The sequence below is a fragment of the Chryseobacterium sp. MYb328 genome (genome assembly GCF_037572595.1).
Taxonomy (GTDB): domain Bacteria; phylum Bacteroidota; class Bacteroidia; order Flavobacteriales; family Weeksellaceae; genus Chryseobacterium; species Chryseobacterium pennae.
Map to the genome: position 1 here is coordinate 194,562 of NZ_JBBGZQ010000002.1, position 16,120 is coordinate 210,681.

The 16,120-nt window shown below is 34.6% G+C and carries 15 protein-coding genes; 12 read left to right on the plus strand and 3 right to left on the minus strand.

What is annotated here, in order from left to right; all coding sequences use genetic code 11:
• Window positions 1-320: 320 nt before the first annotated feature.
• The 12 genes from WH267_RS02905 (at window position 321) to WH267_RS02960 (ending at window position 14,176) form a co-directional block, all read left to right on the plus strand.
• Window positions 321-974 carry an ankyrin repeat domain-containing protein gene (locus tag WH267_RS02905; RefSeq protein WP_340005507.1) on the plus strand — a complete coding sequence of 218 codons (654 nt, stop codon included), beginning with the start codon at window positions 321-323 and terminating at the stop codon, window positions 972-974.
• Between the two features lie 63 nt (window positions 975-1,037).
• Window positions 1,038-1,856 (plus strand): hypothetical protein, encoded by an 819-nt coding sequence (locus WH267_RS02910; RefSeq protein WP_340005509.1) that lies wholly within the window; start codon window positions 1,038-1,040, stop codon window positions 1,854-1,856.
• Between the two features lie 126 nt (window positions 1,857-1,982).
• Complete coding sequence (locus WH267_RS02915) at window positions 1,983-2,843, plus strand: DUF4240 domain-containing protein (protein WP_340005511.1); 861 nt, start codon at window positions 1,983-1,985, stop codon at window positions 2,841-2,843.
• 641 nt (window positions 2,844-3,484) lie between these two features.
• Entirely contained in the window at window positions 3,485-4,660 is a 1,176-nt protein-coding gene (locus WH267_RS02920; RefSeq protein WP_340005514.1) for a hypothetical protein, read from the plus strand.
• Window positions 4,661-4,679: 19 nt separating this feature from the next.
• Window positions 4,680-9,452: an RCC1 domain-containing protein gene (locus tag WH267_RS02925; RefSeq protein WP_340005516.1), complete on the plus strand. Its 4,773-nt coding sequence runs from the start codon at window positions 4,680-4,682 to the stop codon at window positions 9,450-9,452.
• Window positions 9,453-9,798: 346 nt separating this feature from the next.
• Window positions 9,799-10,305, plus strand: a complete 507-nt coding sequence (locus WH267_RS02930; RefSeq protein WP_340005518.1) for a hypothetical protein — start codon at window positions 9,799-9,801, stop codon at window positions 10,303-10,305.
• Between the two features lie 522 nt (window positions 10,306-10,827).
• Complete coding sequence (locus WH267_RS02935; RefSeq protein WP_340005520.1) at window positions 10,828-11,472, plus strand: hypothetical protein; 645 nt, start codon at window positions 10,828-10,830, stop codon at window positions 11,470-11,472.
• A 46-nt stretch (window positions 11,473-11,518) separates the two neighbouring features.
• Complete coding sequence (locus tag WH267_RS02940) at window positions 11,519-11,776, plus strand: hypothetical protein (RefSeq protein WP_115970679.1); 258 nt, start codon at window positions 11,519-11,521, stop codon at window positions 11,774-11,776.
• 71 nt (window positions 11,777-11,847) lie between these two features.
• Window positions 11,848-12,381: a hypothetical protein gene (locus tag WH267_RS02945; RefSeq protein ID WP_340005524.1), complete on the plus strand. Its 534-nt coding sequence runs from the start codon at window positions 11,848-11,850 to the stop codon at window positions 12,379-12,381.
• A 66-nt stretch (window positions 12,382-12,447) separates the two neighbouring features.
• Window positions 12,448-12,795, plus strand: a complete 348-nt coding sequence (locus WH267_RS02950; RefSeq protein WP_340005526.1) for a leucine-rich repeat domain-containing protein — start codon at window positions 12,448-12,450, stop codon at window positions 12,793-12,795.
• 191 nt (window positions 12,796-12,986) lie between these two features.
• Window positions 12,987-13,544 carry a hypothetical protein gene (locus WH267_RS02955; protein WP_340005528.1) on the plus strand — a complete coding sequence of 186 codons (558 nt, stop codon included), beginning with the start codon at window positions 12,987-12,989 and terminating at the stop codon, window positions 13,542-13,544.
• 74 nt (window positions 13,545-13,618) lie between these two features.
• Window positions 13,619-14,176, plus strand: coding sequence for a hypothetical protein (locus WH267_RS02960; protein WP_340005531.1), 558 nt, complete (start codon window positions 13,619-13,621; stop codon window positions 14,174-14,176).
• A 26-nt stretch (window positions 14,177-14,202) separates the two neighbouring features.
• On the opposite strand, the gene WH267_RS02965 is transcribed toward WH267_RS02960, so the two are convergent.
• From WH267_RS02965 to WH267_RS02975, 3 genes are read right to left on the minus strand one after another with little or no spacing between them, the layout of a single operon-like run.
• On the minus strand, window positions 14,203-14,655 hold the full coding sequence (locus WH267_RS02965) for a hypothetical protein (protein ID WP_340005533.1): 453 nt from the start codon (window positions 14,653-14,655) through the stop codon (window positions 14,203-14,205).
• Window positions 14,656-14,706: 51 nt separating this feature from the next.
• Window positions 14,707-15,066: a hypothetical protein gene (locus tag WH267_RS02970; protein WP_340005535.1), complete on the minus strand. Its 360-nt coding sequence runs from the start codon at window positions 15,064-15,066 to the stop codon at window positions 14,707-14,709.
• A gap of 23 nt (window positions 15,067-15,089) precedes the next feature.
• On the minus strand, window positions 15,090-15,617 hold the full coding sequence (locus WH267_RS02975) for a hypothetical protein (protein ID WP_340005537.1): 528 nt from the start codon (window positions 15,615-15,617) through the stop codon (window positions 15,090-15,092).
• Window positions 15,618-16,120 lie beyond the last annotated feature (503 nt).

The window sequence follows — 16,120 nt, forward strand, 5'->3', positions numbered from 1 at the left end:
TTAAAAAACTTTAATAAAGCTTTTTTGCATAGAGTATGTTTTGATAACTATGAACTACGTGATGAGTTAGCATATGCCGCTTTCAAACTGGCACATCATGTAGAAGAAATTGAAGGCTTAGAAAGTTTAACAAATTTAGAAGTACTGGACCTCTGAATGTAACGAAGTGAAATGAAGAATCTAAGCCACGTATGAGATTCTTCCTTCGTCAGAAACCGAAGATTCAACGTAGTCAATGACAATGGTGTAAAATTGTATATAAGTGCTAAACATTATATTTAAAAGAGGTTAATTTAATAAGAATTAAAAAAACAAAAGCTATGGCAAATCATGATGAAATCATAAACATAATATTAAATAAAGATATTGAAGCTTTAAAAAAATGGATACATAATGGAGGTGATGCGAAAACCATCATTGAACACCCAGTTTCTAATGAGAGCCTTATCAATTATATCATAGATGAAATTGAAGACGAGGAATACGAAGGAGTCGAGGATGGAGAAAATACATATCTGCAGATGTTAGAATTTTTAATTGAAAATGGAGCTGACGTAAATTACTGTTATGAAGCATACAACGCTCCTGTTTTTCAGGCAATTTCTTTAAAAAATCCAAAAGTACTGAAGTTACTTTTGGAAAATGGAGCTGATGTACATCTTGTTGGGGAAGAGAGAGATACACCTTTAACAAGGGCTGCTTTAGATAACAATCTGGAGCTCATAAAATTAATATTGCCTTATTCAAATAATGATTTTATTAATCGATCGGGAACCTTTCATGCAAAAACACCTTTGGGATTGGCCTTTCATTATGGAAATTTAGAAATGACAGAACTACTTTTGCAATACAAAGCTGACCCTTTTGTAAATGATGGAGAAGGGTATTTAACCATTGAAAATATTCCGAAAGATATAGATGAGGACCTTAAAAAACAGATTTTTGATCTTATTGAGAAATATAAAGCAAAGTGAAAATATTGGAATTTTCAAATTAACTAAAGATAGACGAAAGGATAACCGCAGATACTATTAACGATGAGTGATCATAAAATAAATAATACAAGCGATTACTGGAAAGAAATGGATTTTGATGTTTCTGCTTATACTATAAATTGGAACACCGAAAAAGCCAAACGATATTTGGAAGAAAATGAGGCCAATTTTATATGTCAATATGTTCTGTTGGCTAATAAATATGGTATTTTATTGCCCCATAATATTAAAGTGAGCGATTGTCTTAAGGAAGATGTATTACATCTTATCAGAACAGACCAAACTACATATACTGAGGATTGGGCCGTTTTCAGAATTAATAAGCTTTATGCGCATAACAAAAAGCTATTATATCATTCTCATATATACACTCAAAGAGATTCAATCATTCAATTAGAGGAAATTGTAAATGCAGATCTGTTAATAACCTATCATGATGTTGTATGTAACAATGACAATAGTACTTATGCAGAGCCGGTTACCTTATTATTCTTTAAAAATTATTTTTATATCACATTTGAGGCAGATACTTTTTTTGAAGTATTATCAAATAGAAACGCAATTTTCGGTGTAGATAATTCAGAAACAGCGTATTTAAATACCCCAAGATTCAATAGTTTTTTGAGAGATTTTATCATACTGTGCTTTGAGTATGGTGCCACAGATTTCGATTTTGAAAAGCTGGGATATGAAAATTTTTCCGAACAGGGAATCCTATTCGGAAATGAAGTAGTTTATTATGAAGACATCTATGATTTGTTACCAGAAGAGCATAAGTATAAAGCATTTGAGGAAATACAGGTTGTTTTGGATGAAACTCATTACAAGAGATATCTGGAAGATAAAAAAGAAACAACATAAATCACTCTGCCTAAATCAGGAAGACCACAATATCATGAGGAAACTAAAGCGGACTAAAATGGCCGGATTCCTTATTTTTTTCGTAGTTTAACCTTTTAAATAGATCAATCACATTGTATATACTTTATGAAAAGGAATTTTATCAATCAAAATGGAGTCTCTGATAAGTTTTGGAATATCGAATATTTGGGGAAAACACAGAAAATAGTGTTTGGAAAAACGGGAACCCAGGGCCGAGAAACCATTAAAGAATTTGAAGATGAAGTAGAGTGTACCAAAGAGTCTGAAAAACTGATTGGACAGAAAATCAAAAAAGGATACACCGAAATCCTTGAAAATGATAAAATCCCGCAGAAAACAGAACTTTCCGAAACTGAAAAAGCAGATATTTATTTCTGGGAAGCCATCGAAAAATCCAATAAATACAAAAAAGCCCACTGGAGCGAATATGATATAGATGAACATCTGGAGAATTTAACAGTCTATCTTTCCAGATTCGGAAAAGAAAGACTGATCCTTTTTGAAAAGACCCTTCAGGAAAAACTGAGTGAACTTTATACTGCTGAAATTGCTGAACTTTCCATCATCCTTGAATCTGATTTCAAAACTGAAAATGGAAACTATATTTTTGACGGATATCTTTCTGATGACGGATTCATTTATTTCCGTTGTTGGCTACTACTAAAAGGAAAAGAGTTTTTTCAAGATATTAAGCAAGATATACAGGCATTTGTCAGCGGGAAATATAGCTTTAATATTGGGGATTGTTGGGCAGAAGGGTTATTATATGTATCTGATGAGGCATATTCAGAAAACCATGACAATGAAGATGAATCAGAAATAAGAGACACCGTTGACGAGCTTTATCCGGAAAATCATTATGACAGCATGAATCGCAATATGAACCGTGAACCGAAGAATGGTGTTGATCTCCAAAAGATGTACCCGAAACTGGTAAAAGAAATAGGTGAATTAAGGAGTACATAAATTAGCTCTGAATCAATACAATCTAAACATAAAAAAGGGCAGGCATCTCAGATGTCTGCTCTTTTTTTATGTATATCTGCTACAACCAAAAACAGATCACTACAAAAACAGAAACAAACAGGACATAGGAAATCTTGATAAATAGCGGTTATGTTATATTCATAGTGAATTATTATTAATTTTTTCATTATCTATTTCATGATCCATAATAAAAATATACTTTTGCAGTCAACAACATAAAATTATTGTAAATGATAATGTTGTTTTCTGAAAAAACTAAAAACTAAACCTGAAAACTAATTATACCATGAATGAACTATACTACACTGTATTTATTTTTATCAATACATCAAACTAATTGTTTTCCAGTGATCTAAAACAATATTGGATCCTCAGAGTTTCCCCAAAAGCAACAAGTCATATCAATGATTGGAGGAACCTTATGTCATTTATGATGTATTACTATTTACTCAACAAAAAAACTATCAAAATCAATGCTTATTCATTGATTAAAACTCTTATGCATTAATCTTTATGCTTAGCAAATGACAAACTAAAAATTGCTGGTGCTTTGCTCTAAAGAAATGTTAAAAAAACAAAGACTATAATTTAATATTAAACCAACTAATTTTTATACTATTATGACAAAAAAACTACTAATCATTGCCTTCGCAGGCTTATCAAGCACTATGGCTTTTGCAGCCGATTTATATGTTAGAAATGGCGGAACTGGTGGAGCTTATTCTACGGTAAGTGCAGCGATCACTGCAGCTTCAGATGGAGACAGAATCATCATTCAGCCCAAAACAAATGGAACGGCTTACGTAGAAAACCTGACCATCAACAAATCGTTAACCTTTGTTTCCGAAACGAATTATAACAAATATTTTATTCAGGGAACCATTACCATCAATCCGGCTGCAGGAAGAGTGGTGACCATTAGTAATTTAAGCTCAGGAAACTTTACCATTTACAATGTTGTGGCAAGTGGACCTACAACCGGAGGAAGAACTACCATAAATCTTTACAATTGTTATTTAAATAAGGTTATTACTAATCAAGCCAATACTACTACCAACATTTCCGGCTCTACAGTATCGGGGGAAATAAGCTTTTCTCACGGAAGAGTTACAGCTAATAAAGCACAGTCGATTTACGCAAACTCAAATACGGCAGATACCAGCCTTGCAACGTCAGATATTGAGATTTATGGCAATGCCGCAAGTTTTGGAATATCGCATGCGCAATCAAACTATAATTTTAAACTTTATAATAATTTTTGCCGCGGTGTATTTGTGTATGCTATTAAAACTGGCAGTAACAACGAAATCACTAATAACACGATCTATGATCCCTATGGTGGTGATGTAGCTCCGTTTTTTATTAATTTAAATAATGGAAACACTGGAAATATTGCTATCATGAACAACGCTGCTTCTTTTGTAGCAGGAGTAACGAATGTCTGCATAAGCAATAACAATAATGCTACAGTAACTGCAAGCTATAATGTATTTACAAACTCATTTGTTACACAAGGTAATATCAACCAAAACAATAATTCAGGATCTGTGAATATGAACTTTGACGATACAACATATACTGTAACGGGTATGAACGTAAATGCAGGAAACCCCGATGTAAGTTACACCGATTTAGATTTAACCAGAAACGACGCAGGGCACCATGGCGGTTCAAACAGCTGGGCTAATTACTGGCCAACAGACAGCGGTGCTAAACCTCAGGTAAACTATTTAGTTACTCCAAGATCTATTAGCGGTGGTACTTTGAATATTAACGGATCCGGTTTTTCTAAATAATTCTTAATGATATAACAATATGAAGAATTATATCTATAGTATAATTGCTCTGCTTATGGTCATACTGTGCCCGGCACAAGTATACGTAAGCCAGGCCGAATATTTTTGGGATACCGATCCGGGAACAGGAAACGGTACTCAGGTATTGGCTGCTGACGGGAGCTTCAACAGTGTTTTCGAACAACTGATCAAGACAGACATTGTTACGCCAGGTAACGGCTTGCATAAATTCTCTGTCCGTATAAAAGACAATACAGGTACTTGGGGACCCGTTTTTACCAATGTTATTAATGTTCAGCAACCTGTAATATCAAATATTATAGCGATTTCTCAGGCTGAATATTTTTGGGACAATGATCCTGGAGCAGGAAACGGTACACCGGTATTAGCTGCAGATGGGAACTTCAATAGTGTTTTCGAACAACTGATCAAGACAGACATCGTTACACCAGGCAACGGATTACACAAGTTCTCTGTCCGTATCAAAGACAATGCTGGGGTTTGGGGACCTGTTTTTACCAATGTTATTAATGTTCAGCAACCTGTAACATCAAATATCATAGCTCTTTCTCAGGCTGAATATTTTTGGGACAATGATCCTGGAGCAGGAAACGGTACACCAGTATTAGCTGCTGATGGGAATTTTGACAGTACTTATGAGCAACTGATCAAAACAGGAATTACTTTGCCATCTAGTGGCCTGCATGTGTTTAATATCCGTATTAAAGACAATACAGGTGTTTGGGGGCCTGCCTTTAAAAATGTTATTAATGTAGAAACTCCAATACCTACAGGCTGCTGGCAAAGTCTGAGTGCAGGAGGTGAGCATTCTGTAGGAATAAAAAGCGATGGAACACTATGGGCTTGGGGTAGTAATCAGTATGGACAATTGGGAGATGGAACTTCAATTTCAACAAACGTTCCTGTTCAAATAGGAACTGCCAATAATTGGCTGAAAGTAGCTGCTGGAGGTTCTTATACCTTAGCGATCAAAGCAGATGGAACTTTATGGGTATGGGGTAAAAATGAGTATAGCCAATTAGGGGATGGAACTAAAATGAATAGATTTACTCCAACTCAAATAGGAACAGGAACAAACTGGCAAAGTGTTAGTGCTGGAGTTTATTCCTCAATTGCGATCAAAACAGATGGTACCCTTTGGGGCTGGGGACAGAATTATTACGGGCAGTTGGGAGATGGAACAATCTCAAATAAAACTGTACCTACACAAATAGGAACAGCAACGAATTGGCAAAGTGTACAAACAGGTTTATCACATACTCTTGCCATTAAGACAAATGGCACGCTTTGGGCATGGGGATATAATACTACTGGCCAGCTGGGTGATGGAACTACAAGTGGCAAATATATACCCACACAAATTGGGGCAGATACGAATTGGCAAAGTATAGATGTTGGGAGTCTGCATTCTGTAGCACTTAAAACAGACGGTACCCTTTGGGCATGGGGCCATAATGATTCTGGACAGGTAGGTGATGGGACCAATGTTTATAAAAATACTCCTACACAAATCGGAACGGCGTCCAATTGGCAAAATATATCTGCTGGAGGTAATTTTACTTTTGCAAATAAAACAGATGGTACTCTTTGGAGTTGGGGATCAGCTGCATATGGAGTACTAGGACAAAGCTCAGGATCTAAATCACCTGCACAGGTAGGTTCTTTGTCCGCAAGTAAATTGATTTCTGCAGGATCTTTCCATATTCTTGAGACAAATACAAGTGGTGCTTTAAGAGTTTGTGGGCGAAATGCTTCGGGAGAATTAGGAGACGGAACAATTGCTCATAAAAGTACCTTTACTTCTATTGAGTGTCCTTCAAACTGTGCTCCTCCAACACAATTTTCAACAACCAACATTACTTCTTCAGCGGCTACTATTAACTGGGTAGGATCAACGCCAGCTCCCAATGGAGGGTATTTGTATTTTTATAGTACGAATCCAATTGTTGGAGGTATAGATGGATCCACTACTTCTTCTTCGACGGCCAATTTATCTAATTTATTACCTAATACCACTTATTATTGGTGGGTGGCATCTCATTGCGGATCCAATAAAGGGAGTTGGATATCCGGAGGATCCTTTACCACACTTCCTGCAACCTCTACAGGATGCTGGAAAACAGTGGTAGCAGGAGATATTCATTCAATAGGGATCAAGACGGATGGAACATTGTGGACTTGGGGAGGTAACAATTCTGGACAGCTAGGAGATGGAACCAGAACCGATAGAGCTACTCCAAACCAAATTGGCGCAGACAAAGACTGGGCAATTATTGGTACTGGAGAAAACACAACATTCGCCATAAAATCAAACGGAACTCTTTGGGCTTGGGGAACAAATTCACAAGGTGAATTTGGTGATGGCACTAAAATTAGTAAAATTGTTCCAACGCAAATAGGAACTGAAACAGACTGGGTAAGTGTCACAGGTGGTTTTGTTCATACAGTAGCTTTAAAGTCTAACGGTACCCTTTGGGCCTGGGGGAATAATAGTGATGGTCAGCTGGGAGATGGAACTACCGTTCAAAAAATAATCCCAACACAAATTGGAACAGACAATAACTGGCAGAGTGTTGTCAGTGGACAGTATCATAATATTGCAATCAAAACAGATGGAACATTGTGGACTTGGGGACTTAATGATAAAAGCCAGCTGGGAGATGGAACCCAAATAAATAGAAATACTCCGGTACAAATAGGTACTGCAACTGATTGGAAAAGTGCTGGCGGAGGATGGCGTCATACTGTTGCATTAAAAACAAATGGAACACTATGGGCATGGGGACTGAATGATAGTGGCCAATTGGGAGATGGAACTACTACCAGTAGAAATACTCCAATCCAAATAGGAACGGCTACTGATTGGAAGACTGTTACTGCAGACAAATCCGAATCCTCAGCGGGAATTAAAACAAATGGTACCTTCTGGGCATGGGGCGGTAATTATTATGGACAATTAGGTGATGGAACTAAAGTTGATAAATGGAGCCCAACTCAAATAGGAACAGGTACTGACAGAAAGATCATTTCAGCAAAGAGACTTAATCGACTTATTCTAAGTAATGATGGACTTTTATCAGCCTGTGGAGCCAATTTCTTTGGTCAGCTAGGAGATGGTACATTGATTGACAGGAAGATTTTTATTCCTGTTGCTTGTCCTATAACTTGCAACCCTCCAGGCCAATTGCAGTCTTCTAATATCACTTCTACAACAGCTACCCTTAGCTGGATGGGAGAAGGTCCTATTCCTAGTGGTGGCTATTCATATCTTTATAGTACAAACCCAGTTGTTGGGGGAATAGAGGGAAATACTTCTAATACGACAGCCAATCTAACCAATTTACTACCTAATACCACTTACTATTGGTGGGTGGCATCTAGTTGTGGATACAGCCAGGTTAATTGGATCCAGGGTGGTTCTTTTACTACACTTCCTACTTCTGCAACAGGCTGTTGGGAAAATGTAGTTACTGGTGGTTATCATTCAGTAGGGATCAAAACAGACGGAACGCTATGGGCATGGGGTAATAATAATTATGGACAGCTCGGAGATGGAACGACCACTAATAAAAATACTCCAATCCAAATCGGAGTTTCAAATGATTGGGCGAAAATATGGACAGGAAACTATTATTCAGTAGCAATTAAAGCAGACGGAACACTATGGACATGGGGAGACAACTACTATGGCCAATTAGGTGATGGAACGAATGTTAATAAAAATATTCCAACACAAGTAGGAACAGCTACAGATTGGGTAAATATTGCTGCAGGAGATGATTATGTACTTGCCATAAAATCAAATGGAACACTATGGGCATGGGGGTATAACTATTATGGCCAATTAGGTGATGGTACCCTTATAAAGAAAGACATACCTATCCAAATCGGAACAGAAAATGATTGGCAAATTGTTGCTACCGGTTCATCTCATTCTCTTGCTATTAAAACAAATGGAACATTATGGAGCTGGGGGAAAAATAATGAAGGAGAACTGGGAGATGGAACTAAAATCAATAAAAAGGCACCAATTCAGATAGGCACCGATACGAATTGGAAAAATGTTGAGGGTGGTCTTAGCCATACGGTAGCTGTAAAAACAGATGGTACTTTTTGGGCCTGGGGTAATAATATTTTTGGACAATTAGGAGATGGTACTGCAGTTTCGAAAATTACTCCAATACAAATTGGTACCGCAACAGATTGGAAGAGTATTAAAGCTAACCGTTACCATTCTTCAGTAGGAATCAAAACAAACGGAACACTATGGGCTTGGGGTAATAACCAGAATGGCCAATTAGGTGATGGAACTAAAGAGGATAGATGGGCTCCAACTCAGATAGGAACAGCTACCAATAGAAAAAATGTTTCAGCCAACATGTATAATAGGCTTGTAATAGATACCAATGGATTTTTATCAGGCTGTGGCCTTAATAACCATGGTCAGCTAGGAGATGGTACTAATATTCAAAAACCAATTTTTGTGCCTATTGGTTGTCCTACAAGTACTTTAGCCGTTCAGGAAGCTCCAACAAAAGCAGATCAGCTGAAAGTCTATCCTAACCCGGTACAGGATATCCTGACGGTCTCTTATGATCAGAAGATTCTTTTTGTAACGGTTTACAATGCTGCAGGACAGTTGATACTTACAAAAGCAATTAATGATACGAAAGGAACAATTGATGCTTCCGGATTCGTATCAGGAGTTTATTTAGTTAAGATAAATGCCGTAAATGACTTTGTAAAAACAGTAAAAGTTATCAAGCGATAGGCATTAAGCTTTAATGTAACAGCTAAGATTTCTTTACGTTTGAAATCTTTTAACATAGCGTCACTTATTTGTAAGTGGCGCTATTTTTATACATCCTGACATTTTTATAAATTGTATATTTAATTATTAAAAATCATAGAATGAACAAAATAGATACACTAAAGAAATACATCGAAAACAGAAAACTTTGAAGACCTGAATGCACTTAATAATCAACAGATCTTTTGGGTAGATTGGCGTGAAGAAGATGATGCCATTGTGAAATACTGCGAAAAGTGCCTTAATACAGGCGTTCTGAATGCTGAAATGACCTACAACGGAGGAAATATTATAAAATTATAATACGATGTTCAAAATAGAATTTAAAGTAACAAAAAAATTAGGTAAAATAGACATAGAAGATATTTCAGTAAGTGAAGCAATTTGGTCCATATACCCTAATGATGACGAAAATGTAATTATAACTTTTGGGAATTACCTTATTCATTTAGATAAAAGAGGAGATATAGCAGGTATGTACAATGACATTATACGTATGCTTAAATGTTTGAATGAAAATAATAGTGAATTTCTAACGAGTTTTTTAAGCAGTGGTTTTACCGTATATTGGAATTTCAAAAAAGAAGAAAATTCAATTACGATTACTCCTACATGGTTTTCTGCCGGACTGAAACATAGAGAAACAGATTTATTCGTAGAACATGTGAGAGAGGTTAATTTTCCGATAACCGTTACTACTGATGTCTTTATATCTGAGTGGCATAAATTTCTAAAAAATATAAAAGAAGATTTATTAAAAGTTGGGTATACTGAAGATTTAGAAAATTTTGAATATTTGAAAAATTTGGAATAATAAAAAAGCGAAACTTAAATTAGAGTTTTTGCTTTTTCTTTCAAAAAACTTATCATTTCAAAAATAGGTTACTCTTTTATTTTAAATGATATACCATGAAAAAAATAATCAATACTTTTGAATAAATCAAAATTAATAACCGATTAAAATTATTATATTTCATATGATGTCTGGGAGGACGTCAATATTTTTACTGCTGAAAATCAATCTTCAGAATTTAAATGTGGAAGTTACCCATAGGGAGAGCAGACTATCATCATTCAATCAGACTGATTTTTTTACTTGAATGAATAGTCCTGAACAACCTTGATTGAATTACCAATACTTTCATACAGTATACTGCCTTTCAACGGTCTGAATTCCCTACCAGGCTTTATGAAGAAGACTGTGAGTTGGTTTTATCCTTCGTAGGAACCTCATTCAAGATACCTGGAGGTGAAAAATTTTAAATTGAGAGGATAACCTTCAATAAGCTGAAAGCGTAGAAAAAAACATTGAAATAATCAATGAAATTTTAATTAAATGAATAAAGAAATCCAGAAGCTGCTGTATTACTATAATGCAGAAGGAGAAGAAGGATATGACTTAAGAGAAGTACAGCTCCTTGAGAAAAAAGATCCTGAAAGGGTAGAAGAATTAAAATGGCTTCTTCATCATGATTATCAATATATTGCCTACCAGGCTATGCTTATTTTACTTGCGTGGCCTATACCGGAAGGATTTGAAACGCTTGACCGGTTCATCAATGAAAAATGGGCTGATAAAGAAGAGTTTGAGCCTCATAGACTTCATGGAGAAGATAATGTGTACGACGTAATTGCTGATGCATTGCATATTGCAACCTTAAATGGTAAAAGCGAGCAGGAATTATACCCTTACATCAGAAAATTTTTAAATAGTTATGGAGATCAATTCTTTGAATCTGATCTGAAAAACTTTTTGTTAAAGAAAAACTGCAGACCCCTTTTAAAAGAAATAGAAGAGGCTATACAAAACGCTTTACAAAATGAAAGGTATTATCAGGCCAGTCAGTTATTTCCGGTACTCGTTCATTATGACAGGAATACTTTCAATGAATATAAGGATGTTTTTATCTCCTTAATAACCCTTGATAACCGGATTACATACAATATGGAAGAAGCAGGAAAAATAGGAAAAAAGGATTAAAATCACTTAAAATACCAACCTTCAAAAAAATAAATTTACTTAAAAGATGAATGAGAAAGATACCATAGAATCGGTTTTATTTTATCACTTTGAAAGAGATATTATAGACAATAAGGAAGATTACTCCTTAATAAGAGTGGTAACCTATAAAAATAAAGGCCAACAAGGCGAAGAATACTATAACGGAGAATGGCATTCTTACAAGGGTGCATATAGCTACTATCCGGATCCAACGCCGGGTGAGTTTATAGATGAAGCCAGAGCAAAGGAAATCATGAAGATTATCGATCAGGAAATAATTTGACCTGTACAATAATAACAGCAAAAGTTATTTTTTTGTGTAGTGATCATAGAGTATAAAAAAGAGATGGAAAAATGAGCAATTTTGATGAAACATTAATCCTGTTAAAAGAAAAAAAAGATCCTAAATCATTTATAATGGACTTTAATGAAAAGTTAAAATCCATAGATGTTTTGTTGGAAAAAGATGAAGATGAAATAATAGTGTTTAACGATACCCGAAACGAGGAAGAAAAGGATTATGTAGAATTGGATGAATCAACAACGGATGAGCAGGTAGTGGATCTGATCTGTTCGTGGAAGGGGCTGGGACTGCTTTCGTATAGACATCCTGATTTTAGACTTCAAATAGGAATCAATTATTTGACATGGGATGATCAATATCTTCATGGTTTTGTGATTTCTTTTAGTGATAAAGATCTGGCATTTGATGGTACTGATAAGAAGACAGAACTTATATTGAAAATATCTCAATTGATAGAATATGAATACATTGTAGGAGATGTAGGTCATGCTTCTAGAAATTATATCAGTATGGAAGAAAATTTAGAAAAAATAAAAGAACATATAATGAATAATTCTTTTACCATTGACAGCAGAATCTGGTAATTCAGGGATGCTGTTTTTTTATCACACTCATTTGTATTACAAGATGTCATTAAAGAATTTGAAACTATGAAGAAGCCTAAAAGCATTATAAAATTTGAAAAATTACACGGGATTAAATTGAAAGAAACAGAATATCTGATTGAAATCGTTAGCAATAGAAGATACTCAGATCTATATCTTTTGAATGAAGATCGGGAAGTGATTGGTTTGAACATCGCTAATCATTATCTAGGATCAATTCCAGATATGAATGACTTTCCAAAACTTGAAGTTCTGAATGTATCCAATAATGGAATTACAGAGATAAAAGGGCTGAAAAAACTAAAAAAATTAAAAAGACTTTATTTATCTAAAAATTATATTAGGGAAATAAAAGGAGTAAAGAAACTAAAGCAATTGACCAGTCTTTATTAAGCCAATAATAAAATCAAGAAGATAAAAGGATTGGAGAAACTGAAAAAGTTAACCCAGCTTGAACTGGAAGTGATACCAATTTCAGATGTTGAATAATTGGAAGATAAAACAAGCAGTCACAGAACTTTTAAATTCCATTGCCCTGCGAAAGCTTATTGAATAAAGTAAGTCAATAATAAATAACTACAACCATGTCACACTTTACAAAAGATACCATTCTTGTCATAGAAAAAATACTTACCAAAGATATTGTCAATATAGTAGATGAAGTGATGCTGGAAAACAATTTCACGCTCGCTCATAGTTCTTCTTTCTTTCATTTTGAAGATACAGACCCTGAGAGCGATGTTGACGACTCCAAAACAATACTAATAGAAACATTGGAAGAAGCTCTAAAAATGTTTGAAGAATTTAAAGGACACCCTACAGGAGGAAGTTATAGTTACAATATGCATTGGGGATACAATGAGCATGGACAAAAATTAGGCTATGAAATACTTGTGGCTTTTCTATCGTTTGATAATAAAAATATTGAAGCGGTTATTTTGTATGTGAGCGATGATATTTTTGAAAAGGCTTATGAGAAAGAGTTAAAAAAAGTGTTTGCAGAAATAAACAAACGGATTAAAGTGATTGCAGCTACACAAACCACAGATTATTACCAGGCAGATTATCATGAAATTGACATCATAGAAGAAATCCTTTCCGGAAATATTCCTGCAAAGTATGAGTATAAGTTTACAGAATAAATATTTTGCGCATAGGAAGGCTGTTCTTCGAAAGCCTTTTGAATAAAGTAAATTAATAATAAATCACGACAACCATGTCACACTTTACAACAAATACCATTCTTGTTATAGAAAAAACACTTACTAAAGATATTGTCAATATAGTAGATGAAGTGATGCGGGAAAACAATTTCACGCTCGCTTATGGCTATTCCAGATTTTACTTTGAAGATACAGATCCTGAGAGTGATTTTGATGACTCAAAAACTGTGGAAGCAGAAACATTGGAAGATGCCTTAAAAATATTAACGGAATTTAAAGGAAATCCTACAGGTGGAAGTTATGAATACGAAATGCATTGGGGATATGATGAAGATAAGCAAGAACTTGGTTATCTTACATCGGTAGATTTTCGATCTTTTGATAACAAAAATATAGAAGCTGTTATTTTTTATGTGAGGGAAAATGTTTTTGAAAAGGCTTATGAGAAAGAGTTAAAAAAAGTGTTTGCAGAAATAAACAAACGGATTAAAGTAATCGCAGCTACACAAACCACAGATTATTACCAGGCAGATTATCATGAAATTGACATCATAGAAGAAATCTTTTCCGGAAATATTCCTGCAAAGTATGAGTATAAGTTTACAGAATAGATGTTTTACAGGCGGGAAGGCTATAGTCAATATACTTTCTGTACATTACCTTTGATGATAAGGTGATCATCATTTTTATTGAAATACAGTACCTCTCTTATGACCCATCGCTTGCTTTCAGTATTATTTACCTTCCCCAAATATTCATTAAAGATTTGTGATATAAAGAAAGTATTAAGAAAGCCCATTTTTTCTTTCATACTGATTGTAATATCATCCAAAATATTTTCATAGGAAGGATATACGGTAAGAGTTTTAAATAATTCCAGTGCAAAATTTTCACCTGTAAGAAGATCGTCTTCTATCAGTTCATGCAGTAATGCTTCATATTTTGGCTGCATTTTTTCATTAAAATCATTCAATTCAATACTGATCATAAACTGATCCGTTTCTTTACCTTCAGCATATTTTTCGTAATAAAACTCATCGTAAACGATCTGATGGGAATTCACTTTCTGACTATTGATATATATCGGCATGTGACATATTTTTATGCAGGATTCTCTCATTTTTTAGGTAATCCTTCTTATTCATTTGTATTCTAATGTCTGATGATACCAGACTCCTTCTAAATACAGGATGTATCTTCCCGGCTGATATTCTCCATAGGAGAACAGGAATATCGCCCCATTGTTGTAAAAAAAACTAATTTCCAGTCCCTCTTCAGATAGGTACTTTTCATTAAAACTGTTGATCAGGTTGAAGTTACCTTCTTTAATAACGGCAAAAAAGGTTTCGTCATCTATTGATTTTTGTAATGCCCTTAGCGGATTATTGTAGAAATCAGTTAAAGTGATGATTTGATTTTTAATTTGAAAAACTTCTTTTAAACATTTTTCTTCATCACCATCAAATAATTTTTGTCGGGGTATTTCAACTTTTTTTATCATCTTTTATCAATTTACGAGTGGGATTATTGATTGCTTTCTTTTGGAATAGGATCTCCTGTTTTAGGATCAATGGTATACTTCTGATGAAAGCTTTCAATGGTTTCCGGTTTTCTGGTATAGGGATTTACCCCATATTTTATGATGTAGCTTGTGACAGTATCCGGTTCCCCCACATTACCCATAAAATGGGGTCTTGGATCTGCATTATATTGTGCAACCTGTCCTTTATGGTCTTCTGAGAGTAGATCATATATGGCTCCGCCTACTTCACCATCTTCTTGATAGAGAATAATCTTTTTTAATAATTTGTCATCAAAGACTTCCGGTAAATTGTTGAAGTCTACATAAGGGAGTTTCAAACTCCGTTCTTTTCTATACGTTATGGCTTGTTCAGAGGCTTTAAAAGCGATATACTGTTCCTGCTGCTGTGGAGTAAGGATATTAAAAACTTCATCAAAAATAGAATTATTTAAATCCTCAATATTGAATAATAATTTTAATTTAGGTAATTCATATTTATTATGGCTAAAATAGTGTATTGCGCAAATCATATTTTTAAATTAAGGAGTTATTGATTATTTTCCTCTGGAATAGGGGCTCCTGTTCTAGGATCAATGGTATACTTGCTATTTTTATCAGGCTGGCAGCAGCTGTTTCTGTATCTTTTTTTGTGCAGTAACACTCATTGTAGAAAACAGCATCAAAGCTGCTGCTATAATTGATTTTGAGTTTTTCATGGGTCTTTTTTGTAATGTTAAATAAATTTATGATATAAAAAGGAAATAAGGATAAAAACTTTATAGAAAGAGCTTGTATAAAGTGAAAATTATATTTTGCTTTTCCATCATACGCATGAAATAAAACAGGTTGTTTTAAAACCTGCCGATTTTGATCAGGAAAAAAAATACCTATAGAGCTTAGGCTGATTGGGTAGTGCATTATTAAAACAAGACCATGACAAACCATGATGGAAATCTGAAAAGGAGATTTTTGATCTTATAGAAGAATATAAATGTCATTGATGGATCAAGATCATTCACTGCAAAGTCTCCCG